The organism is Shewanella pneumatophori (genome assembly GCF_023283895.1).
Classification (GTDB): Bacteria; Pseudomonadota; Gammaproteobacteria; order Enterobacterales; family Shewanellaceae; genus Shewanella; species Shewanella pneumatophori.
The window spans coordinates 86,979-105,727 of record NZ_JAKILB010000010.1; the positions used below are offsets into that span (position 1 = coordinate 86,979).

Below are 18,749 nucleotides of genomic sequence, written 5' to 3' on the forward strand. Positions count from 1 at the left end.
CTACCGAATGCTTGAGCAGAAAAAAGGCCGCTAAATTAGCGGCCTTATCATTTTGATCTGCACGTTGAATTACGCATAGCTTACATCGTTGTGCTATTTGGTCCGTGGCAGTAGACTCATCATCTTTTCTGCAATATCGGTATTGTCTTGATTGCCTTTGAAAAGATCTGCAGCAGGGCCAGCTGCAAATACTTGAACATCGCCACCAGTGTGACCTGTTGTAGTCCAGCCGGTAAAGCTTCGAGTATCAACCAGCTGTTTTAGGCTGGCTTCTAATGCTTGTTTGCCCTGCATGCGCGCATTGCTTAGTCGCTGCAATTCTGTGTCAGTGACTTCAAAACCAAGCTTGTCGTTGACTAGGGCTTGCCAGCTGTCAATAGCAATGGCTTGCTCAGCAATACTCGCTGGGCTGGCTTTAATGCCCTGTAATAGTTGGGTGTCCCAAGCATACTCACCGTTAGCACCAATAGATAAGCCGCCGGTATTATGGTCAGCCGTCACTACCATTAAGGTGTCAGGATTGGCACGCACAAATTGCTCAACCACTTCAATCGCGTTGGCAAAACCGTGCATTTCACCCATTGCCGTTGCGATATCATTATTGTGGCCAGCCCAGTCAATTAAGCTGCCTTCAACTAACAGCACAAAGCCTTTATCATTTTGTGACAATAAATCGAGTGCCTTTTGGGTCAGTAGACTGAGCTGAGTAGAATCTTGCTTGTCGATAACCCAAGGTAATTGCACTTCGGCAAACAGCCCAAGCGCTTTGCCTTGCGTGATACTGCTTAACTGTGAAAAGTCATCGATGTGCTGATAGCCTTTGGATTTAAACTGTTCAAGCAACGAGGATGAGAAATACTTTTGTCCACCACCTAAAATGACATCGGCATCAGAGTCCAAGTAACTTTTAGCAATTTCATCGTAATTGCGGCGGCTTTCATTGTGAACTAAAAACGCCGCTGGCGTTGCATGGTTAACTTGCGAGGTAACAGCAACACCTGTTGCCATACCGCGCTCTTTAGCCATTTGCATTATGGTGGTTAACGGGCGCTTGTTAACATCAACCGATATTGCGCCGTTATAACTTTTAACGCCGGTAGCTAATGCTGTCGCTGAAGCGGCTGAGTCGGTGACAAAGCCACTTTGTCTGGCTGGATAGGTTGAAGCCATACCAACAAGTAACCTATCAAAAACTGTTTGCTCTATCTCTTCAGTGTCAGGGTTATTTTGGTAATAACGATATGCGCTGGTATAGGCAGGCCCCATACCGTCACCCACCATGATAATCATGTTCTTCGGGCGCGACGGCGCATCATGAATATCGAGATTTGCCGCAGCAAATAGAGGTAACATAACCAGGGCACTAATGGCCCAAGTTAATGTTTTTGTTAAGTTCATGCCGATTCCTTTGGCTAAGCGGTTTTATTTATACGGGCTTCAATAGCGTCCATTAGCATACCAGTGATATCCACATCGAATGCTGCTTGAATTTCCTTAATGCAAGTTGGGCTAGTAACGTTAATTTCAGTCAGCTTGTCACCAATCACATCAAGACCTACAAAAATTAGACCGCGCTTTTTCAGTTCAGGGCCAATAGTGCGTGCAATATGCCAGTCAGACTCTGAAAGTGGTTGTGCTACTCCGCGACCGCCTGCAGCTAAGTTACCGCGGGTTTCGCCTTTTTGTGGAATACGCGCAAGCGAGTATGGAACAGGCTCGCCGTCTACCACTAAAATTCGCTTATCACCTGCTGTGATATCAGGAATAAAGGCTTGCGCCATCGCGTATTGCGTCCCTTCTGCGGTAAGAGTTTCAATGATAACACCTAGGTTCGGATCATCTTTTTTCACTCTAAAGATTGAGCTGCCGCCCATACCATCTAATGGCTTAAGGATGATGTCACCTTTAGCTTGATGGAAAGCGCGAATTCGCTGCTCATCACGGGTAACGATAGTTTCTGGTGTGAACTCAGAAAACCAAGCCGTAAAGAGCTTTTCGTTAGCATCACGCAGGCTTTGTGGCTTGTTTACAATCAAAACGCCTTGTTCTTCAGCACGCTCTAGCATGTAAGTTGAGTAGACAAATTCGGTATCAAATGGTGGGTCTTTACGCATTAAAATAACGTCTAGATCGGCAAGAGGCGTGTCGATTGCTTCTTCTAGCTGGTACCAATTTTGTGGGTCGTCTTGAACCGTTAATGCGCTCATGGTCGCCATTGCTTGGCCGTTAACCATGGCCAGATCTTTCATCTCCATGTAGAAAAGCTGATAACCACGGGACTGCGCGGCCATTAACATTGCAAAGCTAGAATCTTTCTTGATGTTGATGTCGCTGATGGGATCCATCACGATGCCGAGTTTAATCATGGAGCATTTCCTTATCTTATATTGGTTTCAACGATGAATATGGGGGCGATGTTGCCCGTTTTCTAGCGTTTAACCGTTAAACTTTTCTAACTATAGTGAGTGGCAAAGCCAATTAGGTACTTGCCACGACTAGGTAAGCGATTAGTCAGTCTCTAACCGATATCGCCGAATTTAAGCTGCAGCGCACTAATGGTCGTGAGCGCGGCAGTTTCAGTACGTAGAACTCGTGGACCAAGCAATACGTCGGTAAATTGATGTTCTTCTGTCATGGCGATTTCCGGGGCTGATAAGCCGCCTTCTGGGCCAATAACCAGTCTTACACGATTGTTTGGCAGTGTTAAGCCATTGACCCCGTGAGATGCTCGCGGGTGTAAGTTAAGCTTAACGGCGTCAGAAGTCTCTGCGCACCAGTCTACTAATTGCATTGCTGGGCGCACAATTGGCACTACGCTGCGACCTGACTGCTCACAAGCGCTAATCACAATCTTTTGCCATTGCTGAATTTTCTTCTCTAGACGCTCGCCTGTTAGCTTTACACCACAACGCTCTGAAAACAGTGGTGTAATAGTGTTCACGCCCAGCTCGACCGACTTTTGAATGGTAAAGTCCATTCTGTCACCACGAGAGATCACTTGGCCTAAATGCAAGTTAAGTGGCGACTCGCTGTTATTAGCTTCACAACTAAGGACCTTAACTTCAACGTTTTTCTTACTAGCGCTGATGATTTCTGCAAGGTAATCATTGCCGTCACCATTGAACAAGCTAACCTGTTCACCTGAAGACATTCTTAATACGCGGCCAACATGACCTGCCGCTTCATCATCTAATGCGACTGACTGACCAACAACTAGTGTTGATTCTTGATAAATTCTTGGCACTCTCATGGTATTGCTAGCCTTATTTTGCGTATGTTGGTGAGCTATTTAGCTGCTGACGAAGAACTGATACAAACTTATTGGCGTTGCTTTGAAGCATAGCAATCACTTGCCCACGTCGACATTCAGTATTATCAACGGAATAAGCTTTATCCTCTTGCTAACTATAACGGTAATAGTAACCGGTTTTTTGTCAGTCGGCTGCGCATAAAATAGCGTTAGTTTTGTGACTTAAGATATGGCCGGAGATTGCACTTTACATGCTTTAAAGTCAACACTGATATGGTGCTTGGCTATCTATCGTCGCCGCTAATCAAGGGCTCGGGATTCATAAATAAGGGGATGAACGGCGAATATAGCTAGAAATTCGGATTTTGTTCACATTTTTTAGATGAAGTTGAATGAACTTTCGTTTAATAACGCCGTGTAAGCGTGAAGTTAAGGCAAAATTCGCGGAATTTTTTCTTAGTGTAATAGTGTTATGAAAATCCGTTTTATTTTTGCAGGGCTAATCACCGTTTTCTCTCTACCTATATTTGCTCAATCTTACCAAGGTAATACAAGCATTCATTCATTTAATAAGGCCAAAAAAACCTTAGAGCGACAAGTCTATCATGACCACCGTATCACGCTTTATTGTGATGCTAAATTCGATAAAAATAAGAACATTACCTTGCCAAATGGCTTCACTACCGAAAAACATGTTAAGCGCGCTAAACGTGTGGAGTGGGAGCACGTGGTTCCGGCAGAAAACTTCGGACGTACCTTTTCAGAATGGCGTGATGGTCACAGTGACTGTGTGAATAATAAAGGTAAGAATTTTAAAGGCCGTAAATGCGCTGAAAAAATGAATAATGAATATCGATTAATGCAGTCTGATCTATATAACTTGTATCCGGCAGTAGGCGCGGTAAATGCCACTAGATCGAATTATAACTTTGCCATGTTACCTTCCTCAAAGTCTAGTTTTGGGGTGTGCGAAGTGAAAGTGCACGGTAGGAAAGTAGAGCCAACAATCGGTTCTCGAGGACGAATCGCAAGAACCTATTTATATATGGAGCAAGCATACCCGCGATTTCGTTTGAGTAATCAACAAAAGCAACTCATGAACGCTTGGGACAAGCAATTTCCTGTCAGTGAATGGGAATGTAAACGCGCTAAACGCATCGAGCGTATTCAAAAGAACAGGAATCATATCGTTTATGAACGGTGCGAGGCATTGAACGCTAAATAGGTTAAGCAGCAAGATCTTGGTTCGTATAGATTTACTTTAGTTTGATTGTAACGTGCTACCGCATTTACGACAGCGATATTGGGTTTCTCCCCGTAATACTTTGTTATGTCTGCGCACACTGAGCTTTATTGGCCCGCAAAGACAAAAGTAGTCAAAGGTTTTGCCTTCAACTGCTGTGGTATCAAAGCTATGGGTTGTGCGAGGCTGTAGGTTAAACACCTGCAACATAAGGCTTTGCCACTCGCGGCCATGGGGTTTTACTCGGCCAAAAACTTGTGCAGCGAGTAAGTGGCAAATTTCGTGTGGCACCACTTCATCAATAAAGGCTTGATGATTAGTTTTAAGTAACGTGGCATTAAAGCGCAGCTTGTTTAGCTGCAAGTGAGCAGTGCCTGCACTTTTGCCTCTAAGTGCAAAATTGATCTCTGGCCTTGGAAAAGATCGCTTAAGTTTCGTTTCGGCTATTTGATAACAACGTTCCACTTGCTGGGCAATCAATTGCTGCTGTGGGTCGTTAAATGTCAAAGGTTGGCCGTTTTTCGCGGTGATAGGTGTATTAGTTCGCGATTTAAATCGATTAAGCGCTTTGAACATGAGTAATTAAATTGATTTGATGAAGCCTTATACGTATTTTAACTGAGCGCACAGAGGCTGACCAGTTGGGTCTGAACCAGCCTCTGTGATTAAAGTCGTTGTCATTAATACAGAGCTTTAAAGCGTTGCGGCTGCGGCCTTCACCATGTCTCTGACTTGATTGACGATATCAGTTTCAATTTTTGCGTCGTAAGCGGCAATCCGTGGTGTATGAATATGACCCACTGGAATGCTGCTATTAAATTGATTTTTCAGCAATATAGCTCGGTAAGAGATCTCATTAGATAAGTATCCGCCGCCAGAGCCTTCAACTGAAGTCGCATTGGCTAATTGCGCTAATGACTTTGCTTTAAATTCGCCTTGCTCCAAGGTTGATACTGTGTGGTTATCGATAACTTTCCATGGCCCTTGCACGCTTTGCATAGCGTTAATTGGCAGCGAGAACTCGACAAATTCAGGCCCAGTTAACTGGCTGCCGTTAAAAGGCGGGGCGATAGGGACTTGTTTGTTTGCGCCTGTCAGTACATTGAGGTTGTCTGGTGCCGCAGCGCTGCGGTTTAAGCCTGGAAAGCGCTCAATATCAAAATTTTCACGCCCCATACTTACGGTGAAAATCATATCTACACTGTTATCACGATATATGGGCGTGAGTAACGACTCAATCATGCCCTCATCGAAATCGGCAAAGCGCACAGGGATCATCACAGTTTCAATTTGCACTTGTTTGCCATTAACCTTAAAGCGATAACCATCAAGCGCTAAAGCAGTTAATCCGGACGGATTACTTTGGTCGATATTTTTATCTAGAAAGAAAGGATCAAAGCCTGTTAGTAGAATTTTGATATCGTTATCAACTTTAAAATCAATATCACTAAAACCTCGAGACGACTTCTCTACGGCATCAACTAAAATATCACGCTGCCAAGCGGCCAATGCAAAGTTAGGTTGTTGGGTTTTAAGTTTTTCACGAATGGCCAAGCGACTCCAATATAAAGAGCGATCGTCTGGATGACCTGATTGCACATCTCGCACGGCTTGTTGCCATAATCTTAAACCTTGATTAGCGACCATTTGGGTGATCTTTAGTTCGTCAGAGTGACGGCTGTACTTGTCACTAAGCTGACTAACAAAAACTTGGTAGCGGTCAACGACTTCGGGTATGGCTTGTTTTGCTGTAGGTAGACGTGACTCCTCAACATCTAATTGCGCCCAAGCAGGCTGCAGCATTGTTGCGCTGGTGAGTGTTGCAACAAACAAAGCCATATTTAAAGCTGTCATTATCTAATCCTTACTGACGATGGGTACAGCTAAGGTTGCGGTAAGGGAACCAGCAACAAGCAGTATTTTCTAATATTAATCCAAAAATTGATGTTCAGTATGCCTGACTAGGCTGGTGATGAAAAGTTACCCAATTTCGTAGTGGGTAAGTAAATGATTACATTTAGAACTTGGTTTATCGCTCTAGATTAATCGCTTGAGGGGCAAACGCACTGCGTAGATCGTTACTATACTGTCATACACCGCGATAAGTGATTGCCTACAGATATCAACTCGACCAAGTATATTGATATGTAGTTTTGTGCAGCTTATGCAAGCATACAAAACAGCAGCCAACATTCGCTCAGACTGATTGAACATCTAATTCTAGGGAGTAGATGATGAAACGTGTCAGTATCATTGGCCAAAGTTATGATGACTTTTTATGTGAGCAGCTCAAGCGTAGGGACATTTTGGCCGACTTTTGTGGCGTTGATGAGCTAGAGCGCTTTAACTTTAGCTGCCATTTATTGTTACTTGATCTTCGGTGCTTTGAACAAATCGTTTGGGCTGAGCCTGTTATCCGCAAGCTACATAAGCATACCTTGGTATTGGTGTTGATTGACCGTCAGCAATTAAAGCATGATTCAGTGCACCAACTGATCGGCCAGTACGCTTGGGATTATCATACTGCTCCTTTTGAAATAGACAGACTGGCTCGCTTAATGGGCCATGCTCTTGGGGTCATTCGAATTCGCCAACAATGCATGCAAGAGGGCGGGAGTAATTCTAATCGTTCTAGTCCTGTAAACCCAGTTATGCGCTCTGCAGCCATGCAAATGCTAGTAAAAAATATCAATCGAGCAGCCCCGACAGATATCCCTATTTTAGTTCGTGGTGAAAGTGGCACAGGTAAAGAACTTATCGCCCGAAAAATCCATACTCAATCTTCTCGTGCTAATGGCCCTTTTGTGGCTGTTAATTGTGGGTCGCTAATCTCAGGGGTTGTGCAATCAGAACTGTTTGGCCATGAAAAAGGAGCCTTTACCGGCGCGGTAAGTGGTCATAAAGGGAAAATATCCCAAGCGGATGGTGGGACACTTTTTTTAGATGAAATTGGTGATTTACCGTTAGAACAGCAAGTGAATTTACTGCGTTTTTTACAAGAAGGAACATTTGATACGGTTGGTGGCGCGCGAGCGCAATCATCCAATGTTCGTGTAGTTGCTGCAACGCATATAAACTTAGAGTCTGCAATTGAAAGAGGTGAGTTTCGATTAGATCTTTTTTATCGCTTAAACGGCATCACCATAGAGTTACCGCCGCTAAGAGAACGTAGAGAGGATATTATTCAACTAGCTAGGTATTTTTGTGAAAAGTATGCTCGCGAATACAATGTAGGTAAATGTCAGTTGAGCAAAGATGCCTGCTACGCCATGTTAAAGCATGAGTGGGTAGGTAATGTGAGAGAGCTGATCAATCGTATTAGAAGAGCTGTATTGTTATGTGAAAATGGGGTGATTAAAACTCAAGATCTAGAGCTAAAAGAAGTCATAGTACAACCTTGTTTTGCCCAAGGGCTTAAGACCATAAAAGATGAAGTAGAAAAAAACGCTTTAGTTACTGCAATTGAAAAGCATAACGGAAAAATGGACGTGGTAGCGAGTGACTTACAGATCTCCCGTGCCACCTTATATCGACTTATCGATAAGCATGAGATTTGTGCGGCTGAATAGGTAATCTGGCTAGAGTTCTCAGTTGTGAGAATCCGCTCATTAATTTTGAGTCTAATTATATCAATGGGTTAACTTATAACAGTCTCAAAAGTGAGACTGTTTTTTTTTATATAGAAGTTAAGCCTTTGAGTTACATTGTTTTTATTGTTTGGCGTGCTGTTTGCTACTTGTTTGACACGGTTTTGATGATAGTTAGAGTGTTGAATGACGTTAAGCAATGTTCCAATGTACTTATGCCTATCCCTAGCAGGCTTCTCATCTGTTGTTTGGTCGGACAACGATGCAAGTACGCTTACTCAACACATTGATAATCGCTCTACCGTAGGTACCCAGTCTTTTAGCAACAACAGTGGACGTATCGCAATCAATCAGGCAGCTGGTGATAGCAACCTGCAATCAAATAGCCATGCTATTGCTGATCAAGTCATTATCTTATCGGATCAACAAAACCCTTATCTAAAACTGTTAGATGGTCATACGGCAAATAACCTTACTCATATTGAAGAACTTGCATTTGAAAATGCACAAGGGCTTGTCAGTATTAATCAGGTTAGTGGACAAGGAAATATTCAAGCCAATCTTGGAGCGATCGCTCTGCAATCTGTGATTGGCTTAGGTCTTGATGATAACGCACTTGATAATATTGTAAGCCCCACCGCTTTGCCTCTCGAACGTAACGATACAAACCATGCAGTTATTGCTCCAGACAGTTTTGAAAATGCTCAAGGCATAGTTCAAATCAACCAAGTTTCTGGCGATGGCAACAGCGCCATAAATCAGTTCTCGCTGCAGTTACCTAGTGGGAACTAAATTGCTCAAATGGAGATATGAAAATGGAAATGAAAAAATTAACCCTAGTCATGTGTATCGGTGCGGCGATTAGTGCGCCAGCCTTTGCTAATGGAAGTGACTCTTCAGAGTCCAATTCTGAGTCGAATAGTTCTGTTGAATTGAAGAAAGAGGTAACCGTTAAAAAAGATGTGGAGTTTTCTGGTAGTGTCAAAATAGATGGTGATATTCGAGTTAATGGATTGGGGATGGCAGTTGTCGATAATGTGCAAACTACCGGAGCCAACGGTGTTGGCAACTCATATGTAGAAAACTCATCAAGCATTTCAGGCTCTGCGTTTAATAATGCCAGTGGTAACATTGGCGTTAACCAAGCTGCTGGTGACTATAACGTACAAGGTAATTCGGCTGCATTAGCGTCAATAGACCAAAGCTTTGCTTTTGGTTCCGGTGATGCCGAGATCTTCAGTACTCAACGCGGTTCATTTAATTTAACCAATAACTATGCAACCACCAATGATGCCAGCATTAAAGGCGATGCCTTTAAAGGTGCTTCAGGTAACATCGGGGTTAACATTGCTGCTGGTGGTAATAATATTCAAGCTAATAACATGGCAGCATCTGCACACAATGGCAGTTTAGGTGAAGCAAGTGTATCTAATTCACAAGTTTCTGCCCACAACGGGATTAATAACGAGAGTGTTGTCCAAAATTCTGCAGAATCAGTAGAAGTTACGTTAGGTTTTGGCGCCATAGGTGGTTACAGCGGTACGTCTGAACAGACTGGTAGTTACTACCCTGAGATTTGGAAAGACGACGGCTCCCATGCTAACGGCGATGATGCTGAGCTTTGGGGACATTTAGATATGGACGCTAATAATCCAACCGGAGATTCAGGTTTAACTTTTGAAGAAGAAGGGGTTATCGGCTTACTTGGTGTTGTGAGTGGTGAGCTGCCTTTCTATATTGAGACAGTGACTCAAAAAACCACTAATACTGCATCTCTGAGCGGAAATGCTTTCCAAAATGCCTCAGGTAACATTGGCGTTAATATGGCCTCTGGTAATGGTAATTTACAGTCGAATAACCTATCACTTACTAGTATGACCGGAGGAGCCATTGTTTCAGAAGCTCCTTAATTAACACTAACCATTAGTGTGATTATCGGCCTGAGCATTGCTCAGGCCGATACATACAAGGAAGTTATCTATGAAACATTCGTTTGTTATCTTAATTACCTTTTTATCTTTTAATGCGTTTGCGGCAGATATGATGTTGACAGGCATGATCCCTGGCATGGGTAACTACAACAAAAATATTCAAAGTATCAGAGAGCAAAAGTTTGAGTATGTGGTGCAGCAAAGAACGGATTTTTCCTGTGGTGCAGCCAGTTTGGCAAGCATTCTAAAGTATGGCTATGGTAACCAAACAATAACCGAAGAAGAAGTGTTATTGGGAATGCTAAAAGTGTCTGATATTGAGCTTGTTCAACAGCAAGGTTTCTCTTTATTAGATATGAAGCGATATTTAAACTCACAAAATATGCGTGGGCGCGGCTACCGTGTTGGTATCAAAGAGCTTCAGCAGTTAAAAATTCCTGCGATAGTGCTATTAAATGATGGTGGATATAGTCACTTTGTTGTGATGAGAAGATTCACTGGTAATCAAGTTTACTTAGGCGATCCTGCTTTAGGTAATCGTATTTTATCTTTTGACGAGTTTACCGATAAATGGAACGGCATCGTGTTTGTGGTGATAGGTAATCAATACATTAAAGATAACCCTCTATTACAGCCTCGGCCGCAATTGACTTACAAGCTATTGGATCCATTGCAGCCGTTATCCGATGCTGAATTATTAGAGTTTGGTTTCGAGTATGCAGACATGCTCTAGGAGGCAAAATGAAATTTTGCTTAGTTACGGGTACAGGGATATTACTGGCGAACTCAGTATTTGCGTCTGAAGTTCCGTTGGAGGCTTTTGCTGGAAAGTCGCCTTTACCGGATCAAGAGCTCGCTGAAATGCGTGGTAAATATACCGAGAATGGTCAAGATTTCTATTTTGGTCTTCATATGCAAACCCACTATATCAATGAGCAGGGGTTGTCACAGCAAGTTCATATGCAAGTTGAGCTTGCGAATGCGGAAAATGGCCCTGCTATGCGTATAACCGTTGCTGATAACGTATTTAATGCCAACGACAACGTTAATTTGTCTGTTAACGGTCAGCAGCGCGGCTTGCTGCAATCGATTCAAATCGCGGGTGATTTTAATCAGGTAAATAATCAGTTTGATTTAGAGCAAGGTCATCTAGCGCCCTTACATAATGGAGTTGAAATCGTTATTGGTCAGACGTTAGTTAACAGTCGCGGTGACGTGGTTTACTCAACTGCCAGTGGTCAGCTTGGCTACGAGGTTGGCATGTCTTCAGCTTCTTTCGCTCAAGGTGTTGCGTCACAGGGCGGTAATGGCCAATTGGTGCAGTCGATTAGAGTCGATGGCGCATTTCATCAAGTGAGCAATCATTCTTTGATCCGCTACAACGGTATTAGTTTAGGTGTAAAACAGCGTCAATTATTAGGGATGCAGGTACGCGATATTATAGGTATTGGACTATAGTTTTTTAAAAGTATAAAAAGGGAACAAGAAATGGATTTTAAATGGACTAAGGTGGCAATACTGGTATCCATTTCGAGTATACCACTCGCTGTTTTTGGAGCTGATACTAATCAAACGCAAATGACAGAGGCTGAAGAGCTACAGTTACTCAAAAAGCAGCTTATTTTACTAAATCAGCAATTACAGATGCAGCAAAGAGCCATCAATCAAATGGCTCAAAAAGTTCTGTCTAAAGAGGCGCAGCTCAAGCAAGCTCAAGCAACTAGCAGCCCTAAAACAACAGCGGCTCAAACCTCTAAAGTTACTGCGCAGCAAGCGCAAGTTACAGCGTCTTCACAAGCTCAGCCTCAAAACCAACAGGCTGCAATCGAAAGATCGCCACAACAACCAGCCCAAATTGCTAGTTCACAAGCACAAAGCTCAACTCAGCCCGCTGTAAAAAAAGAGCCAGAGCGCTCGCGTAGTACCGAAGACGTACTTCAAGAAGCACATAATGTATTTGACCGTAAACTGACTATCGAACCTTCGCTAACCTACAGCTATTATGGTCGTAAGGATCTGGTGTTAAGGGGCTTTTTGGCACTAGATGCGATTTTTTTGGGCAACTTAAATTTAGACCGTATTCGCTCTAATACAGTGCAACTAGATCTCACCACTCGCTATACCTTAAACGACAGTTGGCAGTTTGAAATGGCGATGCCATTTGTGTACCGCCTTAATAAGTACGAGTCTGTAGGTGAGGGTAACTCGAGCCAGCTTTATGAATCAGCTGATGTAGAAGGTGCGCAAATTGGTGACATGAGTGTTGCTGCCTACTATCGAATAATGACAGAAGGTGATGGTTGGCCAGACTGGGTATGGAACGTTAGAGTACGAATGCCAACCGGAGAAGACCCATTTGGTATTAACCTCGAATCGTCTGAATCCGGTAATTTGACCTATCCTGATCAAATCGCTACCGGCGCTGGTGTGTGGGGCATATCAACTGGATTTAGCTTAGCTAAAACCTATGACCCGGCGATTGTATTTTTTAATCTTAATTACGGTACTTTCTTATCTGAAGAGTACGGTGACTTATCTGGGCTTCCAGGGTTATCTCCGGGAGAAATCGACTTAGGTGATTATATTGATTACAGCTTAGGGTTAGCGTTTGCTGTGTCTGAGCGGATGAGTATTGGTATGAGCTTTAATCAGCGTTTCTTTACTAAAACCCGTCAAAAGCCGCTGGGTGGTCAGTGGCAAGATATTGCAAGAACCGATACTAATACGGCGAACTTAGGCTTAGGTGCAACACTGGCATTAACTGAAAACTTTTCCATGGTCACCAGTATCGGCGCAGGCTTAACTGAAGACTCGCCAGACTATCAGATTAGCCTACGTTTCCCTTACCGTTTCTAATCAGCTTGGGTTTGCACATACAAGTTAAGCACCTTGATAGGTGCTTTTTATGTCTGCAGGTTTACATCGGCAGATTTACATCATTAGTGACTGTAATGACTCTTGGCTAGTAAAGCGCTTATGGAAGAAGTCTAAAAACACGCTGATGTTAGTAGCTAGCTGACGACGACTAGAATATACCCCGTAGACTTTAAAGGCTTCCATGGGCCACTCTTGTAAAATAGGCACTAGCGAACCACTAGCTAACTCATTTTTACAAACTGAGTTAGACAGCATGGCAATACCAAAATCGTCCATCACCAATTGCTTGACCATTACTGCGCTGTTCACTCGCACTTTACGCTTGAAGTTAACCATAGTTTTTCTGGCCCCTTTACCAAGTGGCCAAATAGGTGCTGAGCGAGAGGTACCGAGTAAAATCCCGCTATGTTCGGCTAAATCTTGTGGGGTTGCAGGTGTGCCATGAATTTTTAGATAACCAGGGCTAGCAACTAAAATAGGTTGACGCTCGAACAATAATCTCGCTACCAAGTCTGATGATTGCAGCGGACCATATTTAATTGCAATATCGTAGCCTTCACCAACTAAACCAACTTCACTATCGGTGAATTGCACGTCGAGCTCAACATTGGGGTAGAGACGTAAAAAACCACTGCAGAGAGTCGCGATTAGTTCTTGGCTGAAAGACACTGGAATAGCGATACGTAGTAAGCCAGAGACGTCATTATGGGTATTCTCAACCGTGGCTTTTGCAGCTTCAATTTCATCGCTTATACTGGAGCAATGCTGATAAAACAGTGCACCAACTTGAGTCAAACTCAAATTGCGCGTATCTCGCTGCAAAAGTCGTACACCTAGCTGTTCTTCAAGCTGGGCAACTTTACGACTAATGGTTGATTTTGGCATGCCTATTTCACGGGCAGCTTGAGAGAAACCTTTGGCTCTAACTACCGCTGCAAAGAGCATCATACCGTTTAAATCTGGCATGTTATCTCCACTGTCTCAAATATGGAACAAAGCGTCTAGCGCAGTTTAATAGCAATTGACGGGATAACAAAGTTATATTTACCAGCTAAAAATTTCAGAGGCTAAAAGCAGAGGATCTTTAGATGACCAGCCAAAATCAGCCCGCTAACACGACTCAAGTGCAAACTGCCGATCCGCTTTTTCTAAAAGCAGAGCAGCTAGCTAAAGACTTTTCGTTGTTCCCTGAACACAGTAAGCAGTCGCTTTCTGACGAAGTTAAAGGTCTTTTAGACGACGACGCGATTCAAGCCAACCTTAAAGATTTGGCGCAATTAGACGTCGATGGTTACGTCACTAAGGTTATTCAACCTACTCAAGATAAAAACCGCCCAGGTGCTAAGCGCATCATCGCGGATCTTAAAGGTAAGCTCATTACCGAAACTCATATTGGCCCTTTTTATAGTGCAGAGATCGAACTGAATTTTGGTTCTCGTACTCGCCGTATCGGTTTTGTAGCCCAAGAGCGTACAACTTCAAATGGCGCTTGGATGCCTGAGCATCATATCGCTTGCTGTAAAGCGATTCGTCATTTTGCTGAATTGTCTATGCCAATCGTTTACCTTATCGACACCCCAGGTGCAGATGCAGGTGAAGTGGCTAACAGTCAAAACCAAGCACACTCAATTTCTAAAGCGATTGCTGAGAGCGCAAACGTTGACGTACCAACTGTAGGTATCGTTATCGGTGCGGGTTACTCTGGCGGCGCTATTCCACTGGCTGCAGCAAACATTTTGCTGTCGCTACGTGATGGTATTTTTAACACTATTCAGCCACAAGGTTTGCAAAGCATTGCGCGCAAATACAACCTATCTTGGCAGGAATGTGCTAAATCAGTAGGTGTATCGCCTGAAGAACTTTATACCTCTGGTTGTATTGACGGTATTGTTGATTTCTCGCCTTCAGATAAAGATGAGCGTCAGCACAACCTGCGCCGTGCAATTATCAGTAGCATTGAAGCAGTAGAAAAAGCTGCGGTTAACTTTGTACGCGAATCAGAAGACTTACGTGAGCATTATGATCGCAGTTTAACGCGTTTCCTAAGCCCATCTAAGAACCTTGAAGCACTAGAATTAAATGCAGAGCTTGCGGTTGCTAATAACCCAACCATGCATTTGAACCTATTTGGTAGCACATACCGTTACCTACGTTACCTAACCCTACGTAGTCGCATCCATTCAATATCGCAAGAGCAGTATGGTCGTCTATCTAAGGTGAGCGTACCAGAAGGTGATTTGTTAGCGCGTATTCAGCAAGAGCAAGATCGCGTATTCCAGTCTTGGTTATCAAGCCCTGATAAGTTGGTTTACGACGAAGAGCTAAACAAGCTTTGGGGTAACTTCATCGCTAAGCGTGATGACGTGTCTACCGAGCGTAACATGCTGACTCGTTTGATTTTGGGTGAGCCAAAAGAGAACTACAAAAAAGCTCGTAAGGCGCTTATCTTTAACATCAGCTGGTCGCTATATCACCGCTGGAAAGGTAACGCTGAAAACAACTTTAAAGGCCTTATCAACTACCTAGAGACACTTCCATCAGAAGTTACTCAAGCAGATTGGCCTGAGCTAAATAAGTTAACCGTACTTGACGTGATCATTCACGACGAGTTACGTGAAGATTTTATTTGGCAGTGTCATAACATTCTTGTATTCAACGCACTTTACGACAATGTAGTAGGCAACTTAGCGTCTATCGCTAAAGAAGCCATGATGTCTAAGAGCCTGTCACGTAACTCAGTTGATAACTTATTGCATGAGTCGATTGACCGCGCGTTATCAACTCAAAACGTTGCTAATGATAAGAGCAAGTTCTACAAGTGGCTGAAGTACTTTATGACTCAGTCAAACCGTGCAGAACTATTGACTCGTACAGAGCAGTGGAAGAGTGTTGGTTTCCCACAGCTGAACGATAGCCTATTCGTTATCCTAACTTACTTCTTCGAACGTCTACTGCCAGAGTATTTTGATAGCGAAGAAGAAAGCAGTGAATACACTGGTGCAATTAACCCTGTGCGTATCGGTCGTCGTAAAGACTTCTGGAACCGTTTAACTATGGGTTACCAAGATTTGCTAATCCAAAAAGTTCTACGCGATGAAAAGCGTGCAGGCAAAATGGGTTGGGATGCAATTGTTGCTAAGTTCTTCACAGAGTTTGAAGAAATTAATGGCGATAAGATCTCGGCGAACTTGCTTAACTTCCCTGGTTTCCGTCTATCTATTGAAGATGCGCTAGACAAAGGCATTCGCCCATGTGGTTTGATCACAGGTCTTGCTGATTTTGACCATAACGGTCAACCAATGCGCGTCGGTGTTGCAGTATCAAACACAGCATTCCAAGCGGGTGCATTCGATATGGCGGCTGCTGAGAAGTTCAGCGCGCTGTTAATCGAGTGTGCTAAGCGTAAGTTGCCTGTGATTTGTTTCATCAGCTCTGGTGGTATGCAGACTAAAGAAGGTGCTGCAGCACTATTCTCAATGGCTGTAGTGAACGATCGTATTACCCGCTTTATTCGTGATAACGAGTTACCAGTATTGATGTTTGGTTATGGTGACTGTACAGGTGGTGCACAGGCAAGTTTTGTGACTCACCCATTAGTGCAAACTTACTACCTATCAGGCACAAACATGCCATTTGCTGGTCAAATGGTTGTACCTGCATACCTACCATCAACTTCAACGCTATCTAACTACTTGTCTAAAGTACCGGGTGCGATGGATGCATTGGTTACGAATCCGTTTAGCGACACAATTGACGCTCAGCTACAAAGCATTGACCCATTAATGCCTAAGCCAACAGCTAAAATCGTTGATGTGATCAGCAATGCAGTTTCTACTTTAGTGCCAGAAAGATTAGTCGCTGAAGAAGAGATTGTTCAAGACGATCCACGTCAGCTAATGAAGCCGATTGAAAAAGTCTTGGTACACGCTCGTGGTTGTACTGCGGTTAAGCTTATCCGTAAAGCACACGACAACAATATCAACGTGGTATTAGTTGCATCAGATCCTGATATGACTTCTGTGCCAGCAGATATGCTTAAAGGCGACGATAAGCTAGTTTGTATCGGTGGTAATACTTCAGATGAAAGTTACCTAAACGCATATTCAGTGCTAAAAGTGGCTGAATATGAAAACGTTGATGCATTGCACCCAGGTATTGGTTTCTTATCTGAAAGCCCGCAGTTTGCCGCTCTTTGTGTAAACAATGGCGTTAACTTTGTTGGCCCAAGTGTGCACAGCATGACAACTATGGGTAACAAGTCGAACGCAATTAAGACTTCACAGGCGCAGAATGTACCAGTAGTTCCAGGTAGTCACGGTATCTTGAATAACGCAGAGCAAGCGGTAAACGTTGCGAGCGAAATCGGCTACCCTGTATTGCTTAAAGCGGTACAAGGTGGTGGCGGTAAAGGTATTCAGGTTGTTGAACGCCCTGGCGACATGATTGCGCTGTTCCAAAAGACTTCTACCGAAGCGGCAGCAGCATTTGGTAATGGTGACTTGTATCTAGAGAAGTATGTCACTTCACTGCGTCACATCGAAGTTCAGTTACTGCGTGACCAGTTTGGTAACACTAAAGTACTTGGCTTACGTGACTGTTCAGTACAGCGTAACAACCAGAAAGTGGTTGAAGAGTCTGGCTCAACTATGTTGCCTGATGAGCTTAAGCAACGCGTAATGGAGTACACTCGTGCACTAGGTGACGCGACTGATTACATGGGCGCAGGTACGGTTGAATTCATCTATAACCTAGACGCGAACGAAGTCTACTTTATGGAGATGAATACGCGTCTACAGGTAGAGCATCCAGTAACAGAAGCGACTTCTGGTATTGATATCGTAAGCGCTGGTTTTGATATTGCAGCTGGTCGCTCGATTGCAGAGCTTGAGCCACAAGAAATCGGCTACGCGATGGAAGTACGTGTAACAGCTGAGAAAGCTGCACTTGATAGCAATGGCGTTCTACAGCTATTACCACACCCTGGTTTAATTACTGAATACCAAATGCCAGAGCGTGATGACATTGAAATCATCTCTATCGCAGGCGAAGGTAAAGAAGTTTCTCCATACTACGATAGCTTAATCGCACAGATCATTTGTCGCGGTGAAAGCCGTGAAGATGTGATCACTAAGCTGCATGATTACTTAGCAAATCAAGTAGTGATTAAAGGTATTGCGACTAACATTCCATTGTTAACTCGCATCCTTAAAGATGGCACGTTCAATGAAGGTGTTTACGACACTAACTACTTGCCACGCTTTATGGCTGAACTTGATGTTCCTGAGCTTATCGCTGAAATGGAAGCGGCTGCAGAAACTGTAGGTGTTGACACAGCATCACTGCGTGTTGGTGAGAGCAACGAGCTTAAAGTGATGGCACAAGGCGCAGGTATCTTCTATACCTCTCCAGCGCCAGGTGAAGCTGACTTCGTTAAAGAAGGCGACATCGTCACTGTTGATCAGACTTTAGCGCTTACAGAAGCGATGAAGATGTTCTCGCAAGTAACGCTAGCCGGCTTTAACCGTAAGAATGCAGTACTTTACCCTGAAGATCAGCAGTATCGTATCGAGCGTATTCTTAACAGTAACGGTCAGCAAGTATCACAAGGCGAACTACTCTTTGTAGTATCACCAGTATCTAAGTAAAAGCTGTGATGAGCTGAGTAACTAAAGTTGCTCAGCTATATTGAACAAATGAAAAAGCCCGCTAATTTGATTAGCGGGCTTTTTGTATTTAGCTAATTGCAATTATACCAATTAGTTATTTGGGTACTTAGGTCGCTTTTTAGCTTGATGCTTGGCGATAACTGCACCGGAAAAGCCTGCACCAGCAATGGCAATATTTAGTGGTATATTTAAATG

14 protein-coding genes are annotated in these 18,749 nt (G+C 43.5%); 8 read left to right on the forward strand and 6 right to left on the reverse strand.

Annotation, left to right across the window (positions count from 1 at the left end; all coding sequences use genetic code 11):
• Positions 1-93 precede the first annotated feature (93 nt).
• From L2740_RS15525 to rsmE, 3 genes are all read right to left on the reverse strand, one after another.
• Positions 94-1,398 (reverse strand): alkaline phosphatase, encoded by a 1,305-nt coding sequence (locus tag L2740_RS15525; protein WP_420833535.1) that lies wholly within the window; start codon positions 1,396-1,398, stop codon positions 94-96.
• A gap of 14 nt (positions 1,399-1,412) precedes the next feature.
• Positions 1,413-2,366, reverse strand: a complete 954-nt coding sequence (gshB, locus tag L2740_RS15530) for a glutathione synthase (protein WP_248951028.1) — start codon at positions 2,364-2,366, stop codon at positions 1,413-1,415.
• 152 nt (positions 2,367-2,518) lie between these two features.
• Complete coding sequence (rsmE, locus tag L2740_RS15535) at positions 2,519-3,250, reverse strand: 16S rRNA (uracil(1498)-N(3))-methyltransferase (RefSeq protein WP_248951029.1); 732 nt, start codon at positions 3,248-3,250, stop codon at positions 2,519-2,521.
• Between the two features lie 472 nt (positions 3,251-3,722).
• Between rsmE and L2740_RS15540 the strand changes: the two genes are divergently transcribed.
• A complete protein-coding gene (locus L2740_RS15540) occupies positions 3,723-4,475 on the forward strand; it encodes an endonuclease (protein WP_248951030.1) in 753 nt (250 codons plus the stop codon).
• Between the two features lie 36 nt (positions 4,476-4,511).
• Here the strand turns inward: L2740_RS15540 and L2740_RS15545 are convergent, their stop codons facing one another.
• On the reverse strand, positions 4,512-5,069 hold the full coding sequence (locus L2740_RS15545) for a SprT family zinc-dependent metalloprotease (protein ID WP_248951031.1): 558 nt from the start codon (positions 5,067-5,069) through the stop codon (positions 4,512-4,514).
• Between the two features lie 117 nt (positions 5,070-5,186).
• Positions 5,187-6,347, reverse strand: a complete 1,161-nt coding sequence (locus L2740_RS15550) for a hypothetical protein (RefSeq protein WP_420833536.1) — start codon at positions 6,345-6,347, stop codon at positions 5,187-5,189.
• 380 nt (positions 6,348-6,727) lie between these two features.
• Between L2740_RS15550 and L2740_RS15555 the strand changes: the two genes are divergently transcribed.
• The 6 genes from L2740_RS15555 (at position 6,728) to L2740_RS15580 (ending at position 12,867) form a co-directional block, all read left to right on the forward strand.
• On the forward strand, positions 6,728-8,062 hold the full coding sequence (locus L2740_RS15555) for a sigma-54 dependent transcriptional regulator (RefSeq protein WP_248951032.1): 1,335 nt from the start codon (positions 6,728-6,730) through the stop codon (positions 8,060-8,062).
• Between the two features lie 204 nt (positions 8,063-8,266).
• Positions 8,267-8,872 carry a hypothetical protein gene (locus L2740_RS15560; RefSeq protein ID WP_248951033.1) on the forward strand — a complete coding sequence of 202 codons (606 nt, stop codon included), beginning with the start codon at positions 8,267-8,269 and terminating at the stop codon, positions 8,870-8,872.
• 23 nt (positions 8,873-8,895) lie between these two features.
• The gene (locus L2740_RS15565) at positions 8,896-9,990 is read left to right on the forward strand and encodes a hypothetical protein (RefSeq protein ID WP_248951034.1); all 1,095 of its coding nucleotides are present in this window, start codon (positions 8,896-8,898) and stop codon (positions 9,988-9,990) included.
• Between the two features lie 70 nt (positions 9,991-10,060).
• Positions 10,061-10,744 (forward strand): C39 family peptidase, encoded by a 684-nt coding sequence (locus L2740_RS15570; RefSeq protein ID WP_248951035.1) that lies wholly within the window; start codon positions 10,061-10,063, stop codon positions 10,742-10,744.
• 8 nt (positions 10,745-10,752) lie between these two features.
• On the forward strand, positions 10,753-11,469 hold the full coding sequence (locus L2740_RS15575; protein WP_248951036.1) for a hypothetical protein: 717 nt from the start codon (positions 10,753-10,755) through the stop codon (positions 11,467-11,469).
• A gap of 30 nt (positions 11,470-11,499) precedes the next feature.
• Positions 11,500-12,867, forward strand: a complete 1,368-nt coding sequence (locus L2740_RS15580; RefSeq protein WP_248951037.1) for a transporter family protein — start codon at positions 11,500-11,502, stop codon at positions 12,865-12,867.
• A 75-nt stretch (positions 12,868-12,942) separates the two neighbouring features.
• On the opposite strand, the gene L2740_RS15585 is transcribed toward L2740_RS15580, so the two are convergent.
• Positions 12,943-13,854: a LysR family transcriptional regulator gene (locus L2740_RS15585; protein WP_248951038.1), complete on the reverse strand. Its 912-nt coding sequence runs from the start codon at positions 13,852-13,854 to the stop codon at positions 12,943-12,945.
• Positions 13,855-13,976: 122 nt separating this feature from the next.
• Here L2740_RS15585 and L2740_RS15590 point away from each other — a divergent pair, with 122 nt between their 5' ends.
• On the forward strand, positions 13,977-18,533 hold the full coding sequence (locus L2740_RS15590) for an ATP-binding protein (RefSeq protein ID WP_248951039.1): 4,557 nt from the start codon (positions 13,977-13,979) through the stop codon (positions 18,531-18,533).
• Positions 18,534-18,749 lie beyond the last annotated feature (216 nt).

Coding starts and splice junctions, on each gene's coding strand:
- L2740_RS15525 (WP_420833535.1), bottom strand. CDS start 1,398: ATGAACTTAACAAAAACATTAACTTGGGCCATTAGTGCCCTGGTTATG.
- gshB (WP_248951028.1), bottom strand. CDS start 2,366: ATGATTAAACTCGGCATCGTGATGGATCCCATCAGCGACATCAACATC.
- rsmE (WP_248951029.1), bottom strand. CDS start 3,250: ATGAGAGTGCCAAGAATTTATCAAGAATCAACACTAGTTGTTGGTCAG.
- L2740_RS15540 (WP_248951030.1), top strand. CDS start 3,723: ATGAAAATCCGTTTTATTTTTGCAGGGCTAATCACCGTTTTCTCTCTA.
- L2740_RS15545 (WP_248951031.1), bottom strand. CDS start 5,069: ATGTTCAAAGCGCTTAATCGATTTAAATCGCGAACTAATACACCTATC.
- L2740_RS15550 (WP_420833536.1), bottom strand. CDS start 6,347: ATGACAGCTTTAAATATGGCTTTGTTTGTTGCAACACTCACCAGCGCA.
- L2740_RS15555 (WP_248951032.1), top strand. CDS start 6,728: ATGAAACGTGTCAGTATCATTGGCCAAAGTTATGATGACTTTTTATGT.
- L2740_RS15560 (WP_248951033.1), top strand. CDS start 8,267: ATGACGTTAAGCAATGTTCCAATGTACTTATGCCTATCCCTAGCAGGC.
- L2740_RS15565 (WP_248951034.1), top strand. CDS start 8,896: ATGGAAATGAAAAAATTAACCCTAGTCATGTGTATCGGTGCGGCGATT.
- L2740_RS15570 (WP_248951035.1), top strand. CDS start 10,061: ATGAAACATTCGTTTGTTATCTTAATTACCTTTTTATCTTTTAATGCG.
- L2740_RS15575 (WP_248951036.1), top strand. CDS start 10,753: ATGAAATTTTGCTTAGTTACGGGTACAGGGATATTACTGGCGAACTCA.
- L2740_RS15580 (WP_248951037.1), top strand. CDS start 11,500: ATGGATTTTAAATGGACTAAGGTGGCAATACTGGTATCCATTTCGAGT.
- L2740_RS15585 (WP_248951038.1), bottom strand. CDS start 13,854: ATGCCAGATTTAAACGGTATGATGCTCTTTGCAGCGGTAGTTAGAGCC.
- L2740_RS15590 (WP_248951039.1), top strand. CDS start 13,977: ATGACCAGCCAAAATCAGCCCGCTAACACGACTCAAGTGCAAACTGCC.